This window comes from Weissella uvarum, assembly GCF_016908785.1.
Lineage (GTDB): Bacteria > Bacillota > Bacilli > Lactobacillales > Lactobacillaceae > Weissella > Weissella uvarum.
Genome location: NZ_JAFBEO010000004.1, coordinates 127,993 through 144,928 on the forward strand (window position 1 = coordinate 127,993; position 16,936 = coordinate 144,928).

At 40.0% G+C, this 16,936-nt stretch carries 11 protein-coding genes; 9 read left to right on the plus strand and 2 right to left on the minus strand.

The window, feature by feature from the left end; all coding sequences use genetic code 11:
- Positions 1-57: 57 nt before the first annotated feature.
- Positions 58-1,803: a septation ring formation regulator EzrA gene (locus JOC36_RS06290; protein ID WP_205145648.1), complete on the plus strand. Its 1,746-nt coding sequence runs from the start codon at positions 58-60 to the stop codon at positions 1,801-1,803.
- Between the two features lie 101 nt (positions 1,804-1,904).
- Here JOC36_RS06290 and JOC36_RS06295 read toward each other — a convergent pair whose 3' ends face one another.
- On the minus strand, positions 1,905-3,212 hold the full coding sequence (locus JOC36_RS06295; RefSeq protein WP_205145649.1) for an NCS2 family permease: 1,308 nt from the start codon (positions 3,210-3,212) through the stop codon (positions 1,905-1,907).
- A gap of 290 nt (positions 3,213-3,502) precedes the next feature.
- Here JOC36_RS06295 and JOC36_RS06300 point away from each other — a divergent pair, with 290 nt between their 5' ends.
- Positions 3,503-4,798: an adenylosuccinate synthase gene (locus JOC36_RS06300; RefSeq protein WP_205145650.1), complete on the plus strand. Its 1,296-nt coding sequence runs from the start codon at positions 3,503-3,505 to the stop codon at positions 4,796-4,798.
- Between the two features lie 3 nt (positions 4,799-4,801).
- Positions 4,802-5,338, plus strand: a complete 537-nt coding sequence (gene hpt / locus JOC36_RS06305) for a hypoxanthine phosphoribosyltransferase (RefSeq protein ID WP_205145651.1) — start codon at positions 4,802-4,804, stop codon at positions 5,336-5,338.
- Positions 5,339-5,377: 39 nt separating this feature from the next.
- On the opposite strand, the gene JOC36_RS06310 is transcribed toward hpt, so the two are convergent.
- Complete coding sequence (locus tag JOC36_RS06310; RefSeq protein ID WP_205145652.1) at positions 5,378-6,202, minus strand: hypothetical protein; 825 nt, start codon at positions 6,200-6,202, stop codon at positions 5,378-5,380.
- Between the two features lie 226 nt (positions 6,203-6,428).
- On the opposite strand from JOC36_RS06310, the gene JOC36_RS06315 reads away from it, so the two are divergent.
- The 6 genes from JOC36_RS06315 (at position 6,429) to JOC36_RS06345 (ending at position 16,638) form a co-directional block, all read left to right on the plus strand.
- Entirely contained in the window at positions 6,429-7,253 is an 825-nt protein-coding gene (locus tag JOC36_RS06315; protein WP_205145653.1) for a Cof-type HAD-IIB family hydrolase, read from the plus strand.
- Positions 7,254-7,359: 106 nt separating this feature from the next.
- Positions 7,360-8,148 (plus strand): isoprenyl transferase, encoded by a 789-nt coding sequence (locus tag JOC36_RS06320; protein WP_205145654.1) that lies wholly within the window; start codon positions 7,360-7,362, stop codon positions 8,146-8,148.
- Between the two features lie 17 nt (positions 8,149-8,165).
- Positions 8,166-8,960, plus strand: a complete 795-nt coding sequence (locus JOC36_RS06325; RefSeq protein ID WP_205145655.1) for a phosphatidate cytidylyltransferase — start codon at positions 8,166-8,168, stop codon at positions 8,958-8,960.
- Positions 8,961-9,104: 144 nt separating this feature from the next.
- The gene (rseP, locus tag JOC36_RS06330; RefSeq protein WP_205145656.1) at positions 9,105-10,361 is read left to right on the plus strand and encodes an RIP metalloprotease RseP; all 1,257 of its coding nucleotides are present in this window, start codon (positions 9,105-9,107) and stop codon (positions 10,359-10,361) included.
- Positions 10,362-10,499: 138 nt separating this feature from the next.
- Positions 10,500-12,221 carry a proline--tRNA ligase gene (locus tag JOC36_RS06340; protein ID WP_205145657.1) on the plus strand — a complete coding sequence of 574 codons (1,722 nt, stop codon included), beginning with the start codon at positions 10,500-10,502 and terminating at the stop codon, positions 12,219-12,221.
- A gap of 94 nt (positions 12,222-12,315) precedes the next feature.
- Positions 12,316-16,638: a PolC-type DNA polymerase III gene (locus tag JOC36_RS06345; protein WP_205145658.1), complete on the plus strand. Its 4,323-nt coding sequence runs from the start codon at positions 12,316-12,318 to the stop codon at positions 16,636-16,638.
- Positions 16,639-16,936 lie beyond the last annotated feature (298 nt).

Genomic DNA, 16,936 nt, shown 5'->3' on the forward strand with positions numbered 1-16,936 from the left:
AATTAATCTGAGATAAAAGGAGTTTGGTAATTGACGGCAATTGCCAGGAAATGAGTGATGACACAAATTGGGCATATTGTGATTGGTCTAATTGTGGTTTCTGCTGCAATTTACCTCATTATTTTTATTTCACAGCGTTTAACAACTCGTAAAGTGAATAAATTACAACAAGAAAAAGATGATTTACAAGCCATTCCAATGCGTGACCGGATTGTAGAAGGACGTCAATTGAGTTTGACAGGGCAGTCGCTGCAACAGTTTCAAATTTTAGAACGCAAGTATGAGCAATTAGAAGACAGTGGGTTTGATGCGATTGATGAACAAGCAACTCAAGTCTTGTATGATGTGCAAGGAATTAATTTCATTAAGGCAGCACAGTCATTACGACAATTACAACAACAAGTGCGAGATGCTAAAACCACGATTGATATTGTGAATCAAGGTTTGGAAGATTTGAAAGAGTTGGATTCAGCGCATAAACAAGCCGTTAAAGATCTTGAGCAAGAGTATCAAGAACTAAGAAAGGTATTGCTTTCAGAGAGTTTCCAATTTGGACCGGCGATTGATCAACTGGAAGACGTCTTAAGCAGTTTAGAGGATGAGTTTGCAGAGTTTTCACGTTTAACTGAACGTGGTGATCATGCTGCCGCCGCTGATATTTATGAAACATTAGGAATGGAAACGACTCAGTTGGAGCAACGGATTGATCAGATCCCGGCTTTGTTTAAAGAGTTAGATTCCACTATTTCGGATCAATTGGCTGAGTTACACACAACGTATGACCGTTTGAACACAGAAGGTTATCAATTTAATCAAGATGTTGCTGAAGAATTGCAGGAGCTAGATGATGAAAAGCAAGTTGCTTTAGATGCTTTGTCAGAGTTGAAGCTTAAAAAGACCAGTGACAAGATTGATGTTTTAAGAACAAGAATTGATGCGCTTTACCAAATGTTCGAAGATGAAATGGTTGCTGCTAAACAAGTTAAGCAAAATAATGTGGCTTTATTTGAGGGACTGCGTCAAAATAAGATGTTGAATCATGATTTGAATATTGATTTAGATCGTTTGTCCCAAGATTTTGTGTTTACGCATGATGAGGACGGACAAATTCGAAGTTGGCATATGCAGTTGTCGCGCTTAGATCGGGAATTAACGGAATTAAAGACAGCAATCGAGCAACATGAAGTCGTTTTTAGTACGATTCTAAAGCCACAACAAGCTTTGCATGATGAATTGGTGCAAATTGAACAAGGCCAGCGTGAGCTTTGGCAAGAGTTTGGTGAATTGCCTGAGCGGAAGAATCAATTGAATAGTCGCTTAGTCTACCTAAAGAATAAAATGCGGCAGTTACAACGTCGGGTTGAGCGTCAAGGTTTGGCGGGACTTTCAGAAAAATATAAAGCTGATTTTTATGTGGTTGCAGACGAATTAGGTCGTTCTGAGAAGCAATTGATGTCATCACGGACGAATATCGATGATGTCGAGCGTCAACTAGCTATTGTAAGTACTGACTTGGATTCATTGAGCGAGACGACAGAACAGATGTTAGAAGCAGCAGTGGTCACAGAACGACTGGTACGCAAGGCGCAAGGTCATGCGGACAATGCGACTGTCATGGCGGCAACGCAACAAGCCCGACGGGAATATGAAGAAAATTTTGATTATACTACAGCAATGCATACACTAGGTGATGCGCTTGAAACAGTTGAGTCAGGTGTACTAGATCGAACGATTAAAACGTATCGTCAGGAACAAGCGGCACTTGAAGAAGAATTCGCTGAACGTGAAACCTATCAAAAATAAAGTTAAAACAAGCAGGGTTGCGACACTGCTTGTTTTTTTTATATAAAAAAGGACTTTGAACAAATTAGTCAAAGTCCTTTTGCTTTTTTATAATAGATTACTTAATGCAAAGTTAAGTACAAGAAAAGTAAGAAAATCAAAGCTAATGCGTACATCAATGGGTGAACTTGCTTACCGCGCTTAGTAGCAAGCATCATAATTGGATAAATAATAAATCCGAGCGCAATACCATCTGAAATTGAATAAGTCAAAGGCATGCCGATAATAATCATAAAGGCTGGAGCGGCAATAGCGAAATCATCCCAATTGATATCACGTAAGTTAGAAGCCATTAAGACACCCACAACAATTAAAGCTGGTGCTGTGACTTGAGGGGTGATGATTGCTAACAAAGGTGAGAATAGCAATGCAAAAATGAATAGTACACCGGTTGTGATGGCAGAGACACCACTACGGCCACCAACGGCCATTCCGGCTGAGGATTCAACATAAGCAGAAGTTGGTGAAGTACCTAAGATTGCACCGGTGGTCATACCAACGGCATCGGCCATTAAAGCTTGACCAACACGAGGCATCTTGTTGTCTTTCATGAAACCAGCTTGAGTTGCCAAACCAATCATTGTACCGGCGGTATCGAAAAATGTGACAATCAGGAAGGTTAGAACGACAATTGCGAGTTGCAAAGTATTGATATCACCAAGGTGGGCAATTGCAACGCCAAAAGTTGGCTTTAATGAAGGTGCAGTTGAAATAAGTTGATGAGGTACGTCAATGAGACCAGTCAACATACCAGCGATAGTTGTGATAATCATACCGATAAAAATCGCGGCAGGCACTTTACGAGCCATCAAGATAAAGGTGATTAAAACTCCAAAAATGGCAAGTAACGTTGAAGCATTGCCCAGATGGCCAAGACCAACCATCGTAGAATCATTTTTTATAATGATCCCAGCGTTAACTAAACCAAGAAAAGCAATGAACATACCAATTCCAGCAGCGATTGCAATCTTTAAATCTTGAGGAATAATGTTGATGATTAATTCGCGTAATTTAAATAAAGTTAAAATCATAAAAATGATGGCAGCGACTAGGACACCAGCTAAGGCTGTTTGCCAAGGAATTCCCATCCCGATGACGACGGAGTAAGCAAAGAAAGCATTCACGCCTAAGCCGGGCGCAATTCCAATTGGGTAACGGGCAACTAAGCCCATAAAGATTGTGGCAATTGCACTCGCTAATGCTGTTGCGGTAAAGACAGCGCCTTTATTCATGCCAGCTGCACCTAAGACAGTTGGGTTAACGAATAAAATGTAGGCCATTGAAACGAACGTGGTAAAACCGGCGATGAATTCAGTTCTAAAGTTCGTGTTTAGCGCATCGAATTGAAAATATTTACGAATATTATCCATTGGTTCCTCCGAAAATGGGTCAAATAAGTTAATAACAGTTACATATTTTAAGCGCTAAATGACCTTAAGTCAAACTAAATACGAACGTTGGATTAAAATAAATCTATAAACAATAAAATAAACGAACGATTAATTGATTATAAGGAGTTTATAACTTGCTAAAGTGATTGTTTGCTGATAAAATAATTTAGTACCTGTGGGTATGATTAATGTTCGCTTTTTAATGGCTGAAAAGCATAGCGAATAGATTTAATTAAAGTAATCAGGATTTAAGAAATGAGGATTAATTAATGGCTGGAATCGTAGTTGTTGGTAGTCAATGGGGTGACGAAGGTAAGGGTAAGATTACAAATTTCATCGCACAAGAAGCAGACATGGTAGTGCGTTATCAAGGTGGTAACAATGCAGGACACACTATTTATGTTGATGGTGAAAAGTTTGAATTATCATCAATCCCATCAGGAATTTTTAACCCAGAACGCCTAGCTGTGATTGGAAATGGTTCTGTTGTTAATCCAAAAGCATTATTGGAAGAACTTCGTTCAATCCAAGAGAAGAATGTTACCACCGATAACTTGCGGATTTCTGATCGAGCGCATGTCATTTTCCCTTACCATATTTTGATTGACCAATTGTCAGATGCTAAAAAGGGTGATGGAAAAATTGGTACAACTGGACGCGGAATTGGGCCAGCTTATATGGATAAAGTGGCGCGTGTTGGTATTCGTATGGTTGATTTATTAGACAAGGATATCTTACGTGAGCGTTTGGCAGTTGTATTGGCTGATAAGAACGAGTTATTAGAGAAAATTTATGATCATGCGCCACTTGATTTGGACGAGCTTGTTGAAGAGTTTGCTGGGTATGGAGATGCCTTGCGTCCATACATTACGGATACTGCGGAATTAGTTAATGACTACTTAGATGATGACAAGCAAGTATTGCTTGAAGGTGCACAAGGTGCCATGTTAGATATTGACCATGGAACGTATCCTTATGTGACATCATCTTCACCAGTTGGTGGTGGTGCGACGATTGGTGCAGGAATCGGGCCAACAAAAATTGATCGCGTTGTGGGTGTGGCGAAAGCTTATACCTCACGAGTCGGGGATGGACCATTCCCAACAGAGTTGTTTGATGAAGTGGGTGATACAATTCGACGTGTCGGACACGAATATGGTGTTGTGACTAAGCGTCCACGACGGATTGGTTGGTTAGATACGGTTGTTTTGCGTCATGCGGCTCGTATTGGCGGATTCACACATCTATCACTTAATTCATTGGATGTTTTGTCAGGGTTGCCAATCTTAAAGATTGCAGTTGCTTATAAGTTGGACGGAGAAGTTATTTCTCGTTATCCAGCTAGCTTGGCAGAAGTTCGTCGGGCTGAACCAGTTTATGAAGAATTGCCAGGTTGGGACGAGGATATTACCCAAGTTAAATCACGTGAAGAATTGCCTGAAAACGCGCAGCATTATTTGAAGCGAGTTGAAGAATTAATTGGTGTGCCACTTTATACTTTTGCGGTTGGACCATCAAACGAACAAACTAATGTCTTATTTGATATTTGGAATGGTGAGGCTTAAGCCATGAACTATAATTTGCAGCGAACAGTTTTAAACCCTGAAGATATACAAAATATGGTTAGTCGCGTTGCTAATGAAATTAATCAAGCAACTGGTGATGAGCCCTTGGTCGTTATTGGGGTCATGAAGGGTGCTTATATTTGGATGGCGGATTTGTTGCGAGCAATGAATCGTGAAGATGTCATTATGGATTATATTGATGTCTCAAGTTATGTTGGTGATAGCTCAACCGGGCACATTACGATTCAACGTGATTTAAAAACCGATTTAGCCGGGAAGAATGTATTGATTTTGGATGAAGTTGTCGATACAGGCTTGACGTTGCGCTATTTGAAAGCTGACTTTAAGCAACGTGGTGCTAAGAATGTTTGGATTGCGGTAGCCACTGACAAGCGTGAAAATGAAGATGATGGTGAAGTCACTGTGGATTTTGTTGGTGCACATGTGCCAAATGAATTTTTAGTTGGTTATGGGATGGATTATAACGAACACTTCCGTAATATGGATTCAGTGAAAGTATTAGAACTATTGGATGATTAATAAAAAAGAGGTATCTCAATCAGAGATACCTCTTTTTCATTAACGTTGTTGTAAGAAAATTACTAAAACAGTAATCATTTCAAAGAATGACAAAAGCCCCATCCGATATTTATATTTTACATCGAAATTAATGAGAACCATCCAAGTGAAAATAATGATAACAATGGCTAAAAATGTCCAGAAATTCCAAGACAAACTTAAAACATTTAACAATAGGACAATTCCTAAAATCAGCCCAGTCACGCGTTTTTCCTGTCCGTCAGTCACGAAAATACTACTCATATAGTACATATAATTCATGAAGAGTGGTAATAGGCTAATTAAAAATGGCTGGGTTAAAAATGTGTTTTCTTGATAAAAAATCACAACTGGCATTGATAAAGTGGCTAAACTAGAGTATAAAATTAGCCCAAGAATATTGTTTAGGTTTAACCATGGTACGTTCATCAAGAAAAGACTCAATGGCAATAGCACTAATAGAATGACTTGTTGGATTGTCATTTGCTGGTATAAAAAATATATAAAACAAATTGGTAATAAGATAAATAAATAGTTAATGCGCTGTTTCAAACCATGGGTGAAAGTTAGGTAAGTGGCCAATGCTAATAAAACACTGTAAATGATGAGCACAGGACTGGGTTGCCAACTTTGTGCATCTAAATGTCTAGAGTAGATGAGCGGATAAATCCACCAAATGGCAAGTTGCGCAATGATCGAAATAAGCATTAAGGCCCAATAAATTTTATCTTGGTAAATTGAATGTGGCTGATTGAGTCGAGTTGTTTGTGTTGACGACGTACTCGTAGCTGGCTGCTCATCGAGCCGGTCTAAGCGACTCAGCCGGTCTTTATAATCTTCGTCCATACGACAAACCTTTCATTTGTATTTAATAAACATATTCTAACACAAAGTGAAAAAACACTTCGCTAAAATTGACGCTAACAGTGGAATGTTTGGTTTAGCTGTGAAAAATACTAGTATTCTAAGCGTTAGACGTATAGAATTAAAAATGGTTTGTCGCCTCAAACATAAGTCAAGGATACGGACTAATTTAAAATTAAGAAACAATAGTTAAGGGAGAATAGATGGTATGACGATTAAACTCATTGCAACTGATATGGATGGAACCCTCCTTACCGATGAGAAAACATATGATCAAGCCTGGCTTTCCGCTTTGCTTGACGAAATGGCGGCTAAAGATATTCGCTTTGTGGCTGCTAGTGGGAATCAACAAGTTAAGTTGTCAGCCTATTTTGAGCCAATCGGTGCGGATCGACTAACGTATATTTCAGATAATGGCGCGATTGTTTCACAAAATAATCAGATTTTAGCTGAAAAGACGTTGCGTCCACAGCAAGTGGCTGAAATTTTAAAATGGAATGCAAAAGAACATCCCATTGATGAAAATTTAGTTATGCTCTCTGGGGCTAAGGGGGCGTATGTCTCAAACCATGCCACACCAGAAATTATTGAAATGAGTAAATTCTTTTTTCCTAATATTCATCAAGTGGATCGCTTTATGGATATTGAAGATGATATTTTCCGCGTTTCATTGATTTGGGAGCAGAGTGTCGATGTGATGCCTGAGATTGCTGAACTTCAAGACGCTTTTGGTTCGCAGCTCCATATCACAGGATCGGGTTATGGATCAGTTGATATTTTAGCGCCGGGAGTCAATAAGCGTGCGGGTCTAGAGTTGTTAAGTGAACGCTGGAAAATTAATCCAGATGAAATGGTAGCCTTTGGCGATAATGATAATGATTTAGAGATGTTGCATTATGTTAAACATCCTTTTGTAATGCCTAATGCAGAGCAATTTATGCAAGATCAAATTGCAACGAAAGCAGTTGCTGACAATAATCATCAAGGTGTCTTGGCAACAATTCAGCAAATCTTAGATGGAAAGCTTATTTGATTTTTAACAAATTATTTAATATTTAGATTGCTGATAACTGATAGTATGGGTTAGTATAATAGTTTAGGAAATCGAATAAGCAAATAATAATGGCGGAGGAATTGCCATGATTTTTAATCGCTCGCAAGCAGCTAATTCCAAAAATGAATTGCTGTTGGACGAAAACAATATCCCCAACCACGTGGCAATGATTATGGATGGAAACGGTCGTTGGGCTAAGCAACGTAATATGCCACGTGTAGCCGGACATCAACGCGGCATGGAAGTTGTTAAAACAATCGCCAAAGCCGCAGCGACCCTTGGGGTCAAAGTTTTGACATTGTATGCATTTTCAACTGAAAATTGGAAAAGGCCAGAAGATGAGGTTAGTTTCTTAATGAAGCTACCGGGTCGTTTTTTTGATACCTTTGTGCCAGAATTGATTGAAAACAATATCCGAGTTGAGATTATCGGAGAGCTTGAAGGAGTGCCTGCGGACACACAAAAGGCGGTGTTAGGGGCAGTTGAACAAACAGCTCAAAATACAGGGATGGTGTTGAACTTTGCCTTGAACTATGGCTCACGTACGGAAATTGTGGATGCCGTTAAAGAAATTGCGGCGCAAGTTGCTGATGGAACAATAGCCCCGACAGATATTTCAGAGGCAACGATCAGTCAACATTTGATGACGCAAGAGTTAGGGGAGTACGCAGATCCTGATGTCATTATTCGGACTGGCGGAGAAGAACGTTTGTCAAACTTTTTGATGTGGCAAGCGGCCTATTCTGAATTGATTTTCATTGATACTTTGTGGCCAGATCTTGATGCCGATGGATTTAATCAAGCAATGCTAACCTACCAACAACGACACCGTCGTTTCGGTGGTTTAGCTGAAAATAAAAGTGATAAAAAATAAAGTAAGGATTTAAAATTATGAGAACTCGAGTAATTACGGCAATTGTTGCCCTTGCAATCTTTTTGCCGGTTGTTTTTGCTGGTGGGATTTGGATTCAAATCATGGCAGCAGCTTTGGCGGTTATTGCAACAAGTGAGATTGCATTGATGCGGCGGACTTTATTAGTTGATTTTGGTGCTATTTTAGCGATGCTTGGAGCGGCAATTATGACTTTGCCACCTGAGTTTATGAAATCAATTGATACGCCTGTTATTATGCACCGCTCAACGATGCTATACATTTTTGTCTTGTTGATGCTTGTGCACACTGTCTTGGCAAAGAATAAGTTTAATTTTGACGATGCTGGTGTCTTCACATTGGCGATGATGTACATTGGACTTGGATTCCACATGTTTGTTCAAGCACGTTTTGCAGGCTTGGGAGCACTATTCTTTGTTTTGTTAATTGTTTGGACAACTGATTCAGGTGCTTACATGATTGGACGTAAGTTTGGTAAGCATAAGCTAGCTCCAGCGATTAGTCCCAATAAAACTTGGGAAGGGTCAATTGGTGGAACTGTTGTTGCGGTGATTGTCGCAGCGGTTTATGCCTTGTTTGTTCCTTTGGAATATAACTGGTGGATTATGCTAGTGATTGCATTAATTTTGTCAGTCTCTGGCCAATTAGGTGATTTGATTGAATCAGCTTTGAAGCGTTTCTACAAGGTGAAGGATTCTGGAAATATCTTGCCAGGTCACGGTGGTATTTTGGATCGGTTTGATTCAATGTTAATTGCGTTCCCTGTTTTCTACCTATTGGGTGGCATGGGATAAATGAAAAAAGACATAACTTCGGTTATGTCTTTTTTTAAACTCTAATTTTTTTTAAAGGAGTCCGTTAAGCAGGCTCGAATAGTTTAAACTGAAAAGTAAGCAATTTTAGATATTATCAATTAAACGTAAGAAGTGGAGAAAAGAATGCAGACATTAATCACGTTTATCCTTGTCTTTGGTGTGATTGTCATTGTGCATGAATTTGGGCATTTTTATTTTGCAAAAAAAGCCGGAGTGCGTGTACGTGAATTTGCAATTGGCATGGGGCCAAAATTATTTCAGATGCAACATAACAAAACGACCTATACTTTAAGAATTTTACCGGTCGGTGGTTATGTGCGCATGGCAAGTCGAGCTGAAGCAGAAGAAATTCCGTTACAAGCCGGGATGACAATTACCATCGGTATGGTCGATGGGGTAGTCGAACAACTTAACTTGTCCGATCAAGTTGAGATAATTGGTGGTCGAGCTTTTACAATTAATGATTTTGATTTAGTGGATGCCTTGTTTATTGAAGGCTATTTCGATGGTGACGACACCCTATCACGCTTACCAGTTGATCATGATGCCACGCTGATTGAGTCAGATGGAACTGAAGTGATGATTGCACCACGTGATACGCAGCTAGAATCAGCAAAATTATGGCAACGGGCTTTAATTAATTTTGCGGGTCCTTTCAATAATTTTTTGTTAACGTTGGTATTGTTCGTTGGTGTGGCTTTTGCCCTACCTGGGGTGACAACGACAACTTTAAATCATGTGCAAAAAGATTCAGCGGCAATGCAGGCAGGTTTAAAGTCAGGCGATCAGATTAAGGCGATTGACGGGAAACAAATTAGTTCTTGGCAAGCAATGCAAACAGCGGTACAAGGTTCATCTGATAAAACTTTGGCTTTAGCGTATGTACGTGACGGAAAACAAATGGAGACCAAAGTACATCCAGCGGTTAAAAAAATCCAAGGGCAACAAGTACGCCAGTTGGGAGTTACGCCAGAATTGACCAAGGCGCCACTGGCTCGTTTGAATTATGCTTGGCAAGTAACTAAACAATCAGCAACGCAGATTTTGCGTGCTATTATCAATTTGTTCCAGAGTTTCTCTTTGAATAAGCTAGGGGGACCTGTTGCAATTTATAAAAATACTGAAGAAGTTAGTTCTTATGGTTTGATTAGTATCATTAGCTTTACAGCGATGTTGTCGATTAATTTAGGAATGATGAATTTGTTGCCAATTCCAGCGCTAGATGGTGGAAAGTTGTTGATGAACTTAATTGAAGCAATCTTTAGACGGCCTATTTCACAAAAAGTTGAAATGGGTGTTACTGTTGCGGGAGCTGCCATTTTAGTGGTTTTGATGATTGCGGTCACTGGAAATGACCTATTCCGTTATTTTATAAAGTAGCTTAGTTTGGGCGAAGTGTGCATAATGCTTCGTCCTTTTAACTAATTTATGCATTTTTTAGCGAATATGGTAAGATATCTAAAAGAGTGAGTGGATGTGTGCAAAGATGTGCCATGAAAAAAGAGGGTTAGGGAAGATATGAAACAATCAAAAGTTTTTATTCCAACATTACGTGAGGTGCCAGCTGATGCGGAAGTGATTTCACATCAAATGATGTTGCGAGCTGGATATATTCGTCCAGTTTCGGCAGGGGTATATGCATATTTGCCTTTGGCGCAACGCGTATTGAATAAAGTAGAAGCGATTATTCGTGAGGAAATGGATCGGGCTGATGCAACCGAAATGCTTGACCCGGTTTTGTTACCTGCTGAATTATGGCAAGAATCAGGGCGTTATGAATCATACGGTCCTAATCTTTTCAAATTGCAAAATCGCCACAATCGTGACATGATTTTGGGACCAACCCATGAAGAGACAATGACGCAATTGATTCGTGATGATATTAAGTCATACAAGCGGCTACCTTTGACGTTGTATCAAATTCAAACCAAGTTCCGTGATGAAAATCGTCCACGATTTGGTTTGCTACGTGGACGTGAGTTTATGATGATGGATGCGTATTCGTTTACCGTCGATTATGATGGCTTAGACCACGTGTATGATCAAATGGAACAAGCCTTTACGCGAATTTTCGATCGAATTGGTTTGAACTATCGGGCTATTGTTGGTGATGCCGGAGCAATGGGGGGATCAGATTCTAAGGAATTCTCAGCCCCAGCAGCAGCAGGTGAAGATGTGATTGTTTATTCTGATGCATCAGACTATGCAGCTAATCTTGAAATGGCTAAGGACTTATATACGCCTAATAAGTCCCACGCACCAGAAGAAAATTGCGAAAAAATCGCGACACCTGAAGTTCAAACGATTGAAGAATTGGCCAAATATCTTCAAACAACACCAGATCAATTAGTTAAAAGTATTTTGATGTACGCTGATGATGAACCTATTTTGGTATTGGTCCGAGGTGACTTTGAAGTTAACCCGGTTAAGGTACAACATTTGACTGGAGCTCAAGATGTGCGTGTAGCGACAGATGAAGAAATTATGACTACCTTTGGTTCAAATGCAATTTCACTTGGACCAGTTGGGGTTGGTGAAGATGTTAAGATTATTGCCGATGAGTGGGTGACTGATATGGTTAACCTGACGGTTGGTGCTAACGAACCAGGGTTCCATTTTTTGAATGCCAATGTTGACCGCGACTTTAGAATTGACGAAGTTGCCGATGTCCGTTTGGCCCGCGAAGGCGACCCAGCTATTGATGGTAAGGGGACATTACAATTTACGCCTGGTATTGAAATTGGACACATTTTCAAATTGGGTACACGGTATTCAAAGGCATTAGGGGCACAAGTCTTAGATGCGAATGGGCGTCAAACTGATGTAATTATGGGAAGCTACGGTATCGGTGTTTCACGTTTGTTATCAGCGATTGCGGAACAAAATGCTGATGAAAATGGTTTGGCTTGGCCACGTGCAGTGGCGCCATGGGACATTCATTTGGTACCGATTAAATATAAGGATGCTGAACAACAGAGTTTGACGGATGATTTAAACGATCAACTAGAAAATGCTGGGTACTCAGTTTTGTTGGATGATCGTAATGAGCGTCCAGGGGTTAAGTTTGCTGATTCTGATTTGATTGGTTTGCCAGTCCGGGTGACGGTTGGTAAGAAAGCCGATGAAGGTATTGTCGAAGTAAAACTTCGTAAAGCTGAAGAAAGTATTGAAGTCCGTGCAGATGAACTTGTAAATACATTAGGCATTTTGCTTAGTGATGATTCTGATGCAAATAACTAAAAATAATTAAGCCTAAGGCACAAACCTTGGGTTTTTTTATTTGGCACTTAACTAGTATAATGAACGATGTCAGAAAAATATTGGAGGGAAATCGATGGCTTTATCAGCACAAGAACAATTTCAAGTTCTCTTACAACAATTGAACTATGAAAATATGCCACAGAGTTTCCAAGGTGCCACGCTAGAAAAACTAATTGTCCATAAGAAATCACGAGTGTGGCAATTTAATTTTTCGTTTACCGCGTTACCACCAGTCAGCGACTTTGCTGATTTAATTAATCGAATGCAAACCAGCTTCTCAGCGATTGCGCAGACAACATTTCAAGTCACGCTAGCCAACCAACCAGATTTGCCACAAGTTGCAAACTATTGGTCTTGGGTACTTCAGCAGTGTCAACAGCATTCTGGCGCTTTTCAAAGTGCTTTTTCACAAGTGATGCCACAAGTTGAACAAGATCGTTTGGTATTGGTATTTGAAAATGAAGCATGGGCAAACTATGCCCGTCAAACGGGGATGCCCCTAATTAATCAGGCCTATCATCAACTAGGGCTCACTTATGATTTGCCTGTTGAAATTGAGGTTGATCAACAAAAAGCAGCCGAATCAGAAGCTCAGATGGCGATGGATCGCGCGCAACAAGAACAACAGATGGCTGAGCAAGCAAAAGCTCAGTTAGAGCAGGCACAACAAACCCGTAAACAAAATAACAATGCTAAAGCGCCTAAAGCTAATTCTGATCGCGCATTAGGTCGGAAAATTGGTGCGGATGTGGCTCCAACACCAATGATTGAAATTGAAGATGAAGAACGTTCAGTTGTTGTTGAAGGATATATCTTCTCGTCTGAAGTTCGCGAATTAAAATCTGGACGACAGTTAATTACGATGAAAGTGACTGACTATACCAGCTCGTTCATTTTGAAGAAGTTTTCACGTGATGAAAGTGATGAAGCATTCTTTGAAAAACTAAAGGTCGGTACTTGGATTAAAGCACGCGGACCTATTCAGCAAGATGATTTCGTGCGAGATTTGACCATGAATGCTTATGATATCGAACTTATCCATCATGAGAATCGTCAAGAGTTGTATCAGGGGGATCAAAAGCGGGTTGAATTGCATACACACTCATTAATGTCGACAATGGATGCGACCAATAGTATTGGTGATTTTGTTAAACAAGCTGCTGAATGGGGGATGGATGCAATTGCCATCACAGATACTGCCGGTGCGCAAGGCTTCCCAGAAGCAGCATCTTCAGCAGCTAAGTATGGCCTCAAAATGATTTATGGGGTTGAGGTCAATTTGGTGGAAGATGGAGACCCGATTGTTTTAAATCCGCAACATCGTTTGTTAGACGGTGCCGAGTATGTTGTATTCGATATTGAGACAACCGGTTTGTCGGCTGCTTATGATCGAATCATTGAACTTTCAGCGGTTAAAATGCAAAAAGGTAATGTAATCGCCGAGTTTTCTGAATTTATTGATCCTGGTTTCTCGTTGAGTGAAACAACTGTTAATTTGACATCAATTACTGATGCAGACGTACAGGGGTCGAAATCTGAAGAGCAAGTGTTAAAAGAGTTCCGTGAATTCTATGGGGATGATATTTTAGTTGGCCATAATGTGACTTTTGACGTGGATTTTGTGAATGAAGCTTATAATCGCCATGGGATGGAGATTATTGAAAACCCAGTTATTGATACATTGCCATTGGCGCGCTTTTTGTATCCAAATATGCGTTCGTATCGTCTGAATACGTTAGCCAAGCATTTTAATGTTAATTTGGAACATCACCACCGGGCGATTTATGATGCGGAGACGACAGGACACCTGAACCAAATTTTCTTAGCACAAGCTAATGAAGAATATGGTATCGAGTATGCTGATCAATTAAATGATCATATGACAGATAATGATGCATGGCGGCATGGACGTCCGAATAAAGCAGTATTGCTTGTTCAACATCAACAAGGCGTTAAAAATCTGTACAAGCTGATTTCAGCATCAAACACGGATTATTTTTATCGTGTGCCACGAGTACCTAAATCCCTATTGACAAAATATCGGGATGGGTTACTTGTTGGAACAGGTGATACATCAGGTGAATTCTGGGAAGCTTTGATGCAAAAAGGTGTGGCTGAAGCAACCCGTAAAGCTAAAGATTATGATTACATCGAAATTCATCCTTCTGCAAATTATGAAGCAGCGATTGAAGGAGAATTGATTCAAGATGAGGCACGTTTGCGCGAATTAATGCAACAAGCAGTTGAGATTGGTAAGAAATTAGATAAACCGGTCGTTGTAACTGGGGATGTGCATTATTTGAATCCAGAGGATGCTATCTATCGTAAGGTTTTGATTAGCTCACAAGGTGGAGCCAACCCATTAAATCGTTATAGTTTGCCGGATTTGCATTTCCGGACTACACAAGAGGTGCTGGATGATTTTGCCTGGATGGGTGAAGAACAAGCTAAAGAACTGGTCATTGATAATCCTCATAAAATTGTGGATATGATTGATGATGTTGAAGCGATTAAAACCGGGAACTATCCGCCAAATATGCCGACTGCGGAGGAAGAAATTCGTCAGCGTACTTATGATACAGCGCATAAAATGTATGGTAACCCATTACCACTTATGATTGAGGCTCGAATTGAACAAGAACTTAAATCAATCATTTCAAACGGGTTCTCGGTTATTTACTTAGTTGCGCAACGTTTGGTTGCTAAATCGAATAAAGACGGGTATCTGGTTGGTTCACGTGGATCAGTTGGTTCTTCACTGGTTGCCCTTTTGATTGGAGTGACTGAAGTAAATGCTTTAGCACCGCATTATCGCAGTCAAAATGGTGATTATGTAGAATTTGTTGATCCTCGTCAGTATGAATCAGGTTACGATGTTCCTGAGAAAATGAGCCCAATTGATGGTACAAAATTAATGGGCGATGGCCATAATATTCCTTTCGAAACTTTCTTGGGCTTTAAAGGAAATAAGGTTCCTGATATTGATTTGAACTTTTCAGGGGACTATCAACCATATGCACATAACTACATGAAATCACTATTCGGTGAAAACAATGTATTTCGTGCGGGAACGATTGCGACTGTGGCAGATAAGACGGCTTATGGATATGCTAAAGCCTATGAACGTGAAAACGAATTACACTTACGTGGTGCTGAAGTTGATCGCCTGGCAGCTGGAGCAACTGGAGTTAAAAGAACAACTGGACAGCATCCGGCTGGTATTTTGATTGTTCCGGATGACATGGAAATTTATGATTTTACGCCAATTCAATATCCGGCGGATGATATGAGTGCCACTTGGAAGACCACTCATTTTGATTTCCATTCCATTCACGATAATATTTTGAAAATGGATATTTTGGGGCATGATGATCCAACGATGATTCGTGCTTTGCAAGATATGTCGGGAATTGATCCACATACTATTCCGATGGATGATCCGGGTGTGATGAGTCTCTTCTCTTCTCCAGAAGTGTTAGGCGTAACAGAAGAGCAGATTATGTCAAAGACTGGTACATTAGGTGTGCCAGAATTTGGAACTGCTTTCGTTCGAGGCATGCTAGAAGAGACACATCCGAAGAACTATTCAGAACTACTACAGATTTCTGGTTTATCACACGGAACTGATGTTTGGCGTGGTAATGCGGATGAACTGATTAAAGATGGTGTCGCTGATATTGGAACCGTTATTGGAACGCGTGACAAAATCATGACCGACTTAATTAATTACGGTGTTCAACCCGAATCAGCTTTCCAAATTATGGAAAAGGTCCGTAAAGGTAAGGGAATTTCAGAAGAGTATCAAGCAGAAATGCGTGAAGCGGGTGTACCAGAGTGGTATATCGAATCATGTTTTAAGATTAAGTATATGTTCCCACGGGCCCATGCTGCAGCCTATGTCTTGATGGCTTTGCGAATTGCTTATTATAAGGTTTATTTCCCAATGCTATATTACTGTGCATATTTCTCAGTCCGTGCGACAAACTTTGATATTGTTGCAATGTCACGTGGCTTGAATTCTACTAAGTCGAAAATCCAAGAAATTAAGCAGCAGGGAAATGATGCCTCAGCTAAGGATAAGGATTTGTTGACGGTTTTGGAATTAGCCAATGAAGCCTTAGAACGTGGTATTGATTTTGGCATGGTTGATTTATATAAGTCAGATTCAGAACAATGGATTATTGAAGGCAATACGTTAATAGCACCATTTAACTCAGTCCCAGGGCTAGGCGATAATGTTGCAAAACGGATTGTTGCTGCTCGTGCTGAAGGGGAATTCTTATCTAAAGAAGATCTTGCTGAGCGCGGTGGTGTTTCAAAATCATTGATGGATTTCTTTGAGGAAAATGGGGTTCTTGACGGAATGCCTGATGAAAATCAATTAGCTTTGTTTTAATGAAAAGTCGGTCAATGACCGGCTTTTTTATTGTTCAGGAAAAAATACTAAATTTAAGTTGTTGACGAACGTTCGCTTTAGGGGTATATTATTAACTGTTGTTAAGGCGTAGCCGGAACGACGCAAATAAAATTGTTGTTGACAATTACAATTAACTTCTGTATTATTTATCAAGTTGGTTGCGAAAGAAAAGCAACAACGATGTAGATCATTGAAAACTGAATATCGTTTCGATATTAACAAATGTGTAGGGTCACCAACATAGTTGGTGCAAAACATTTGCGAAGTCAATTCGCTA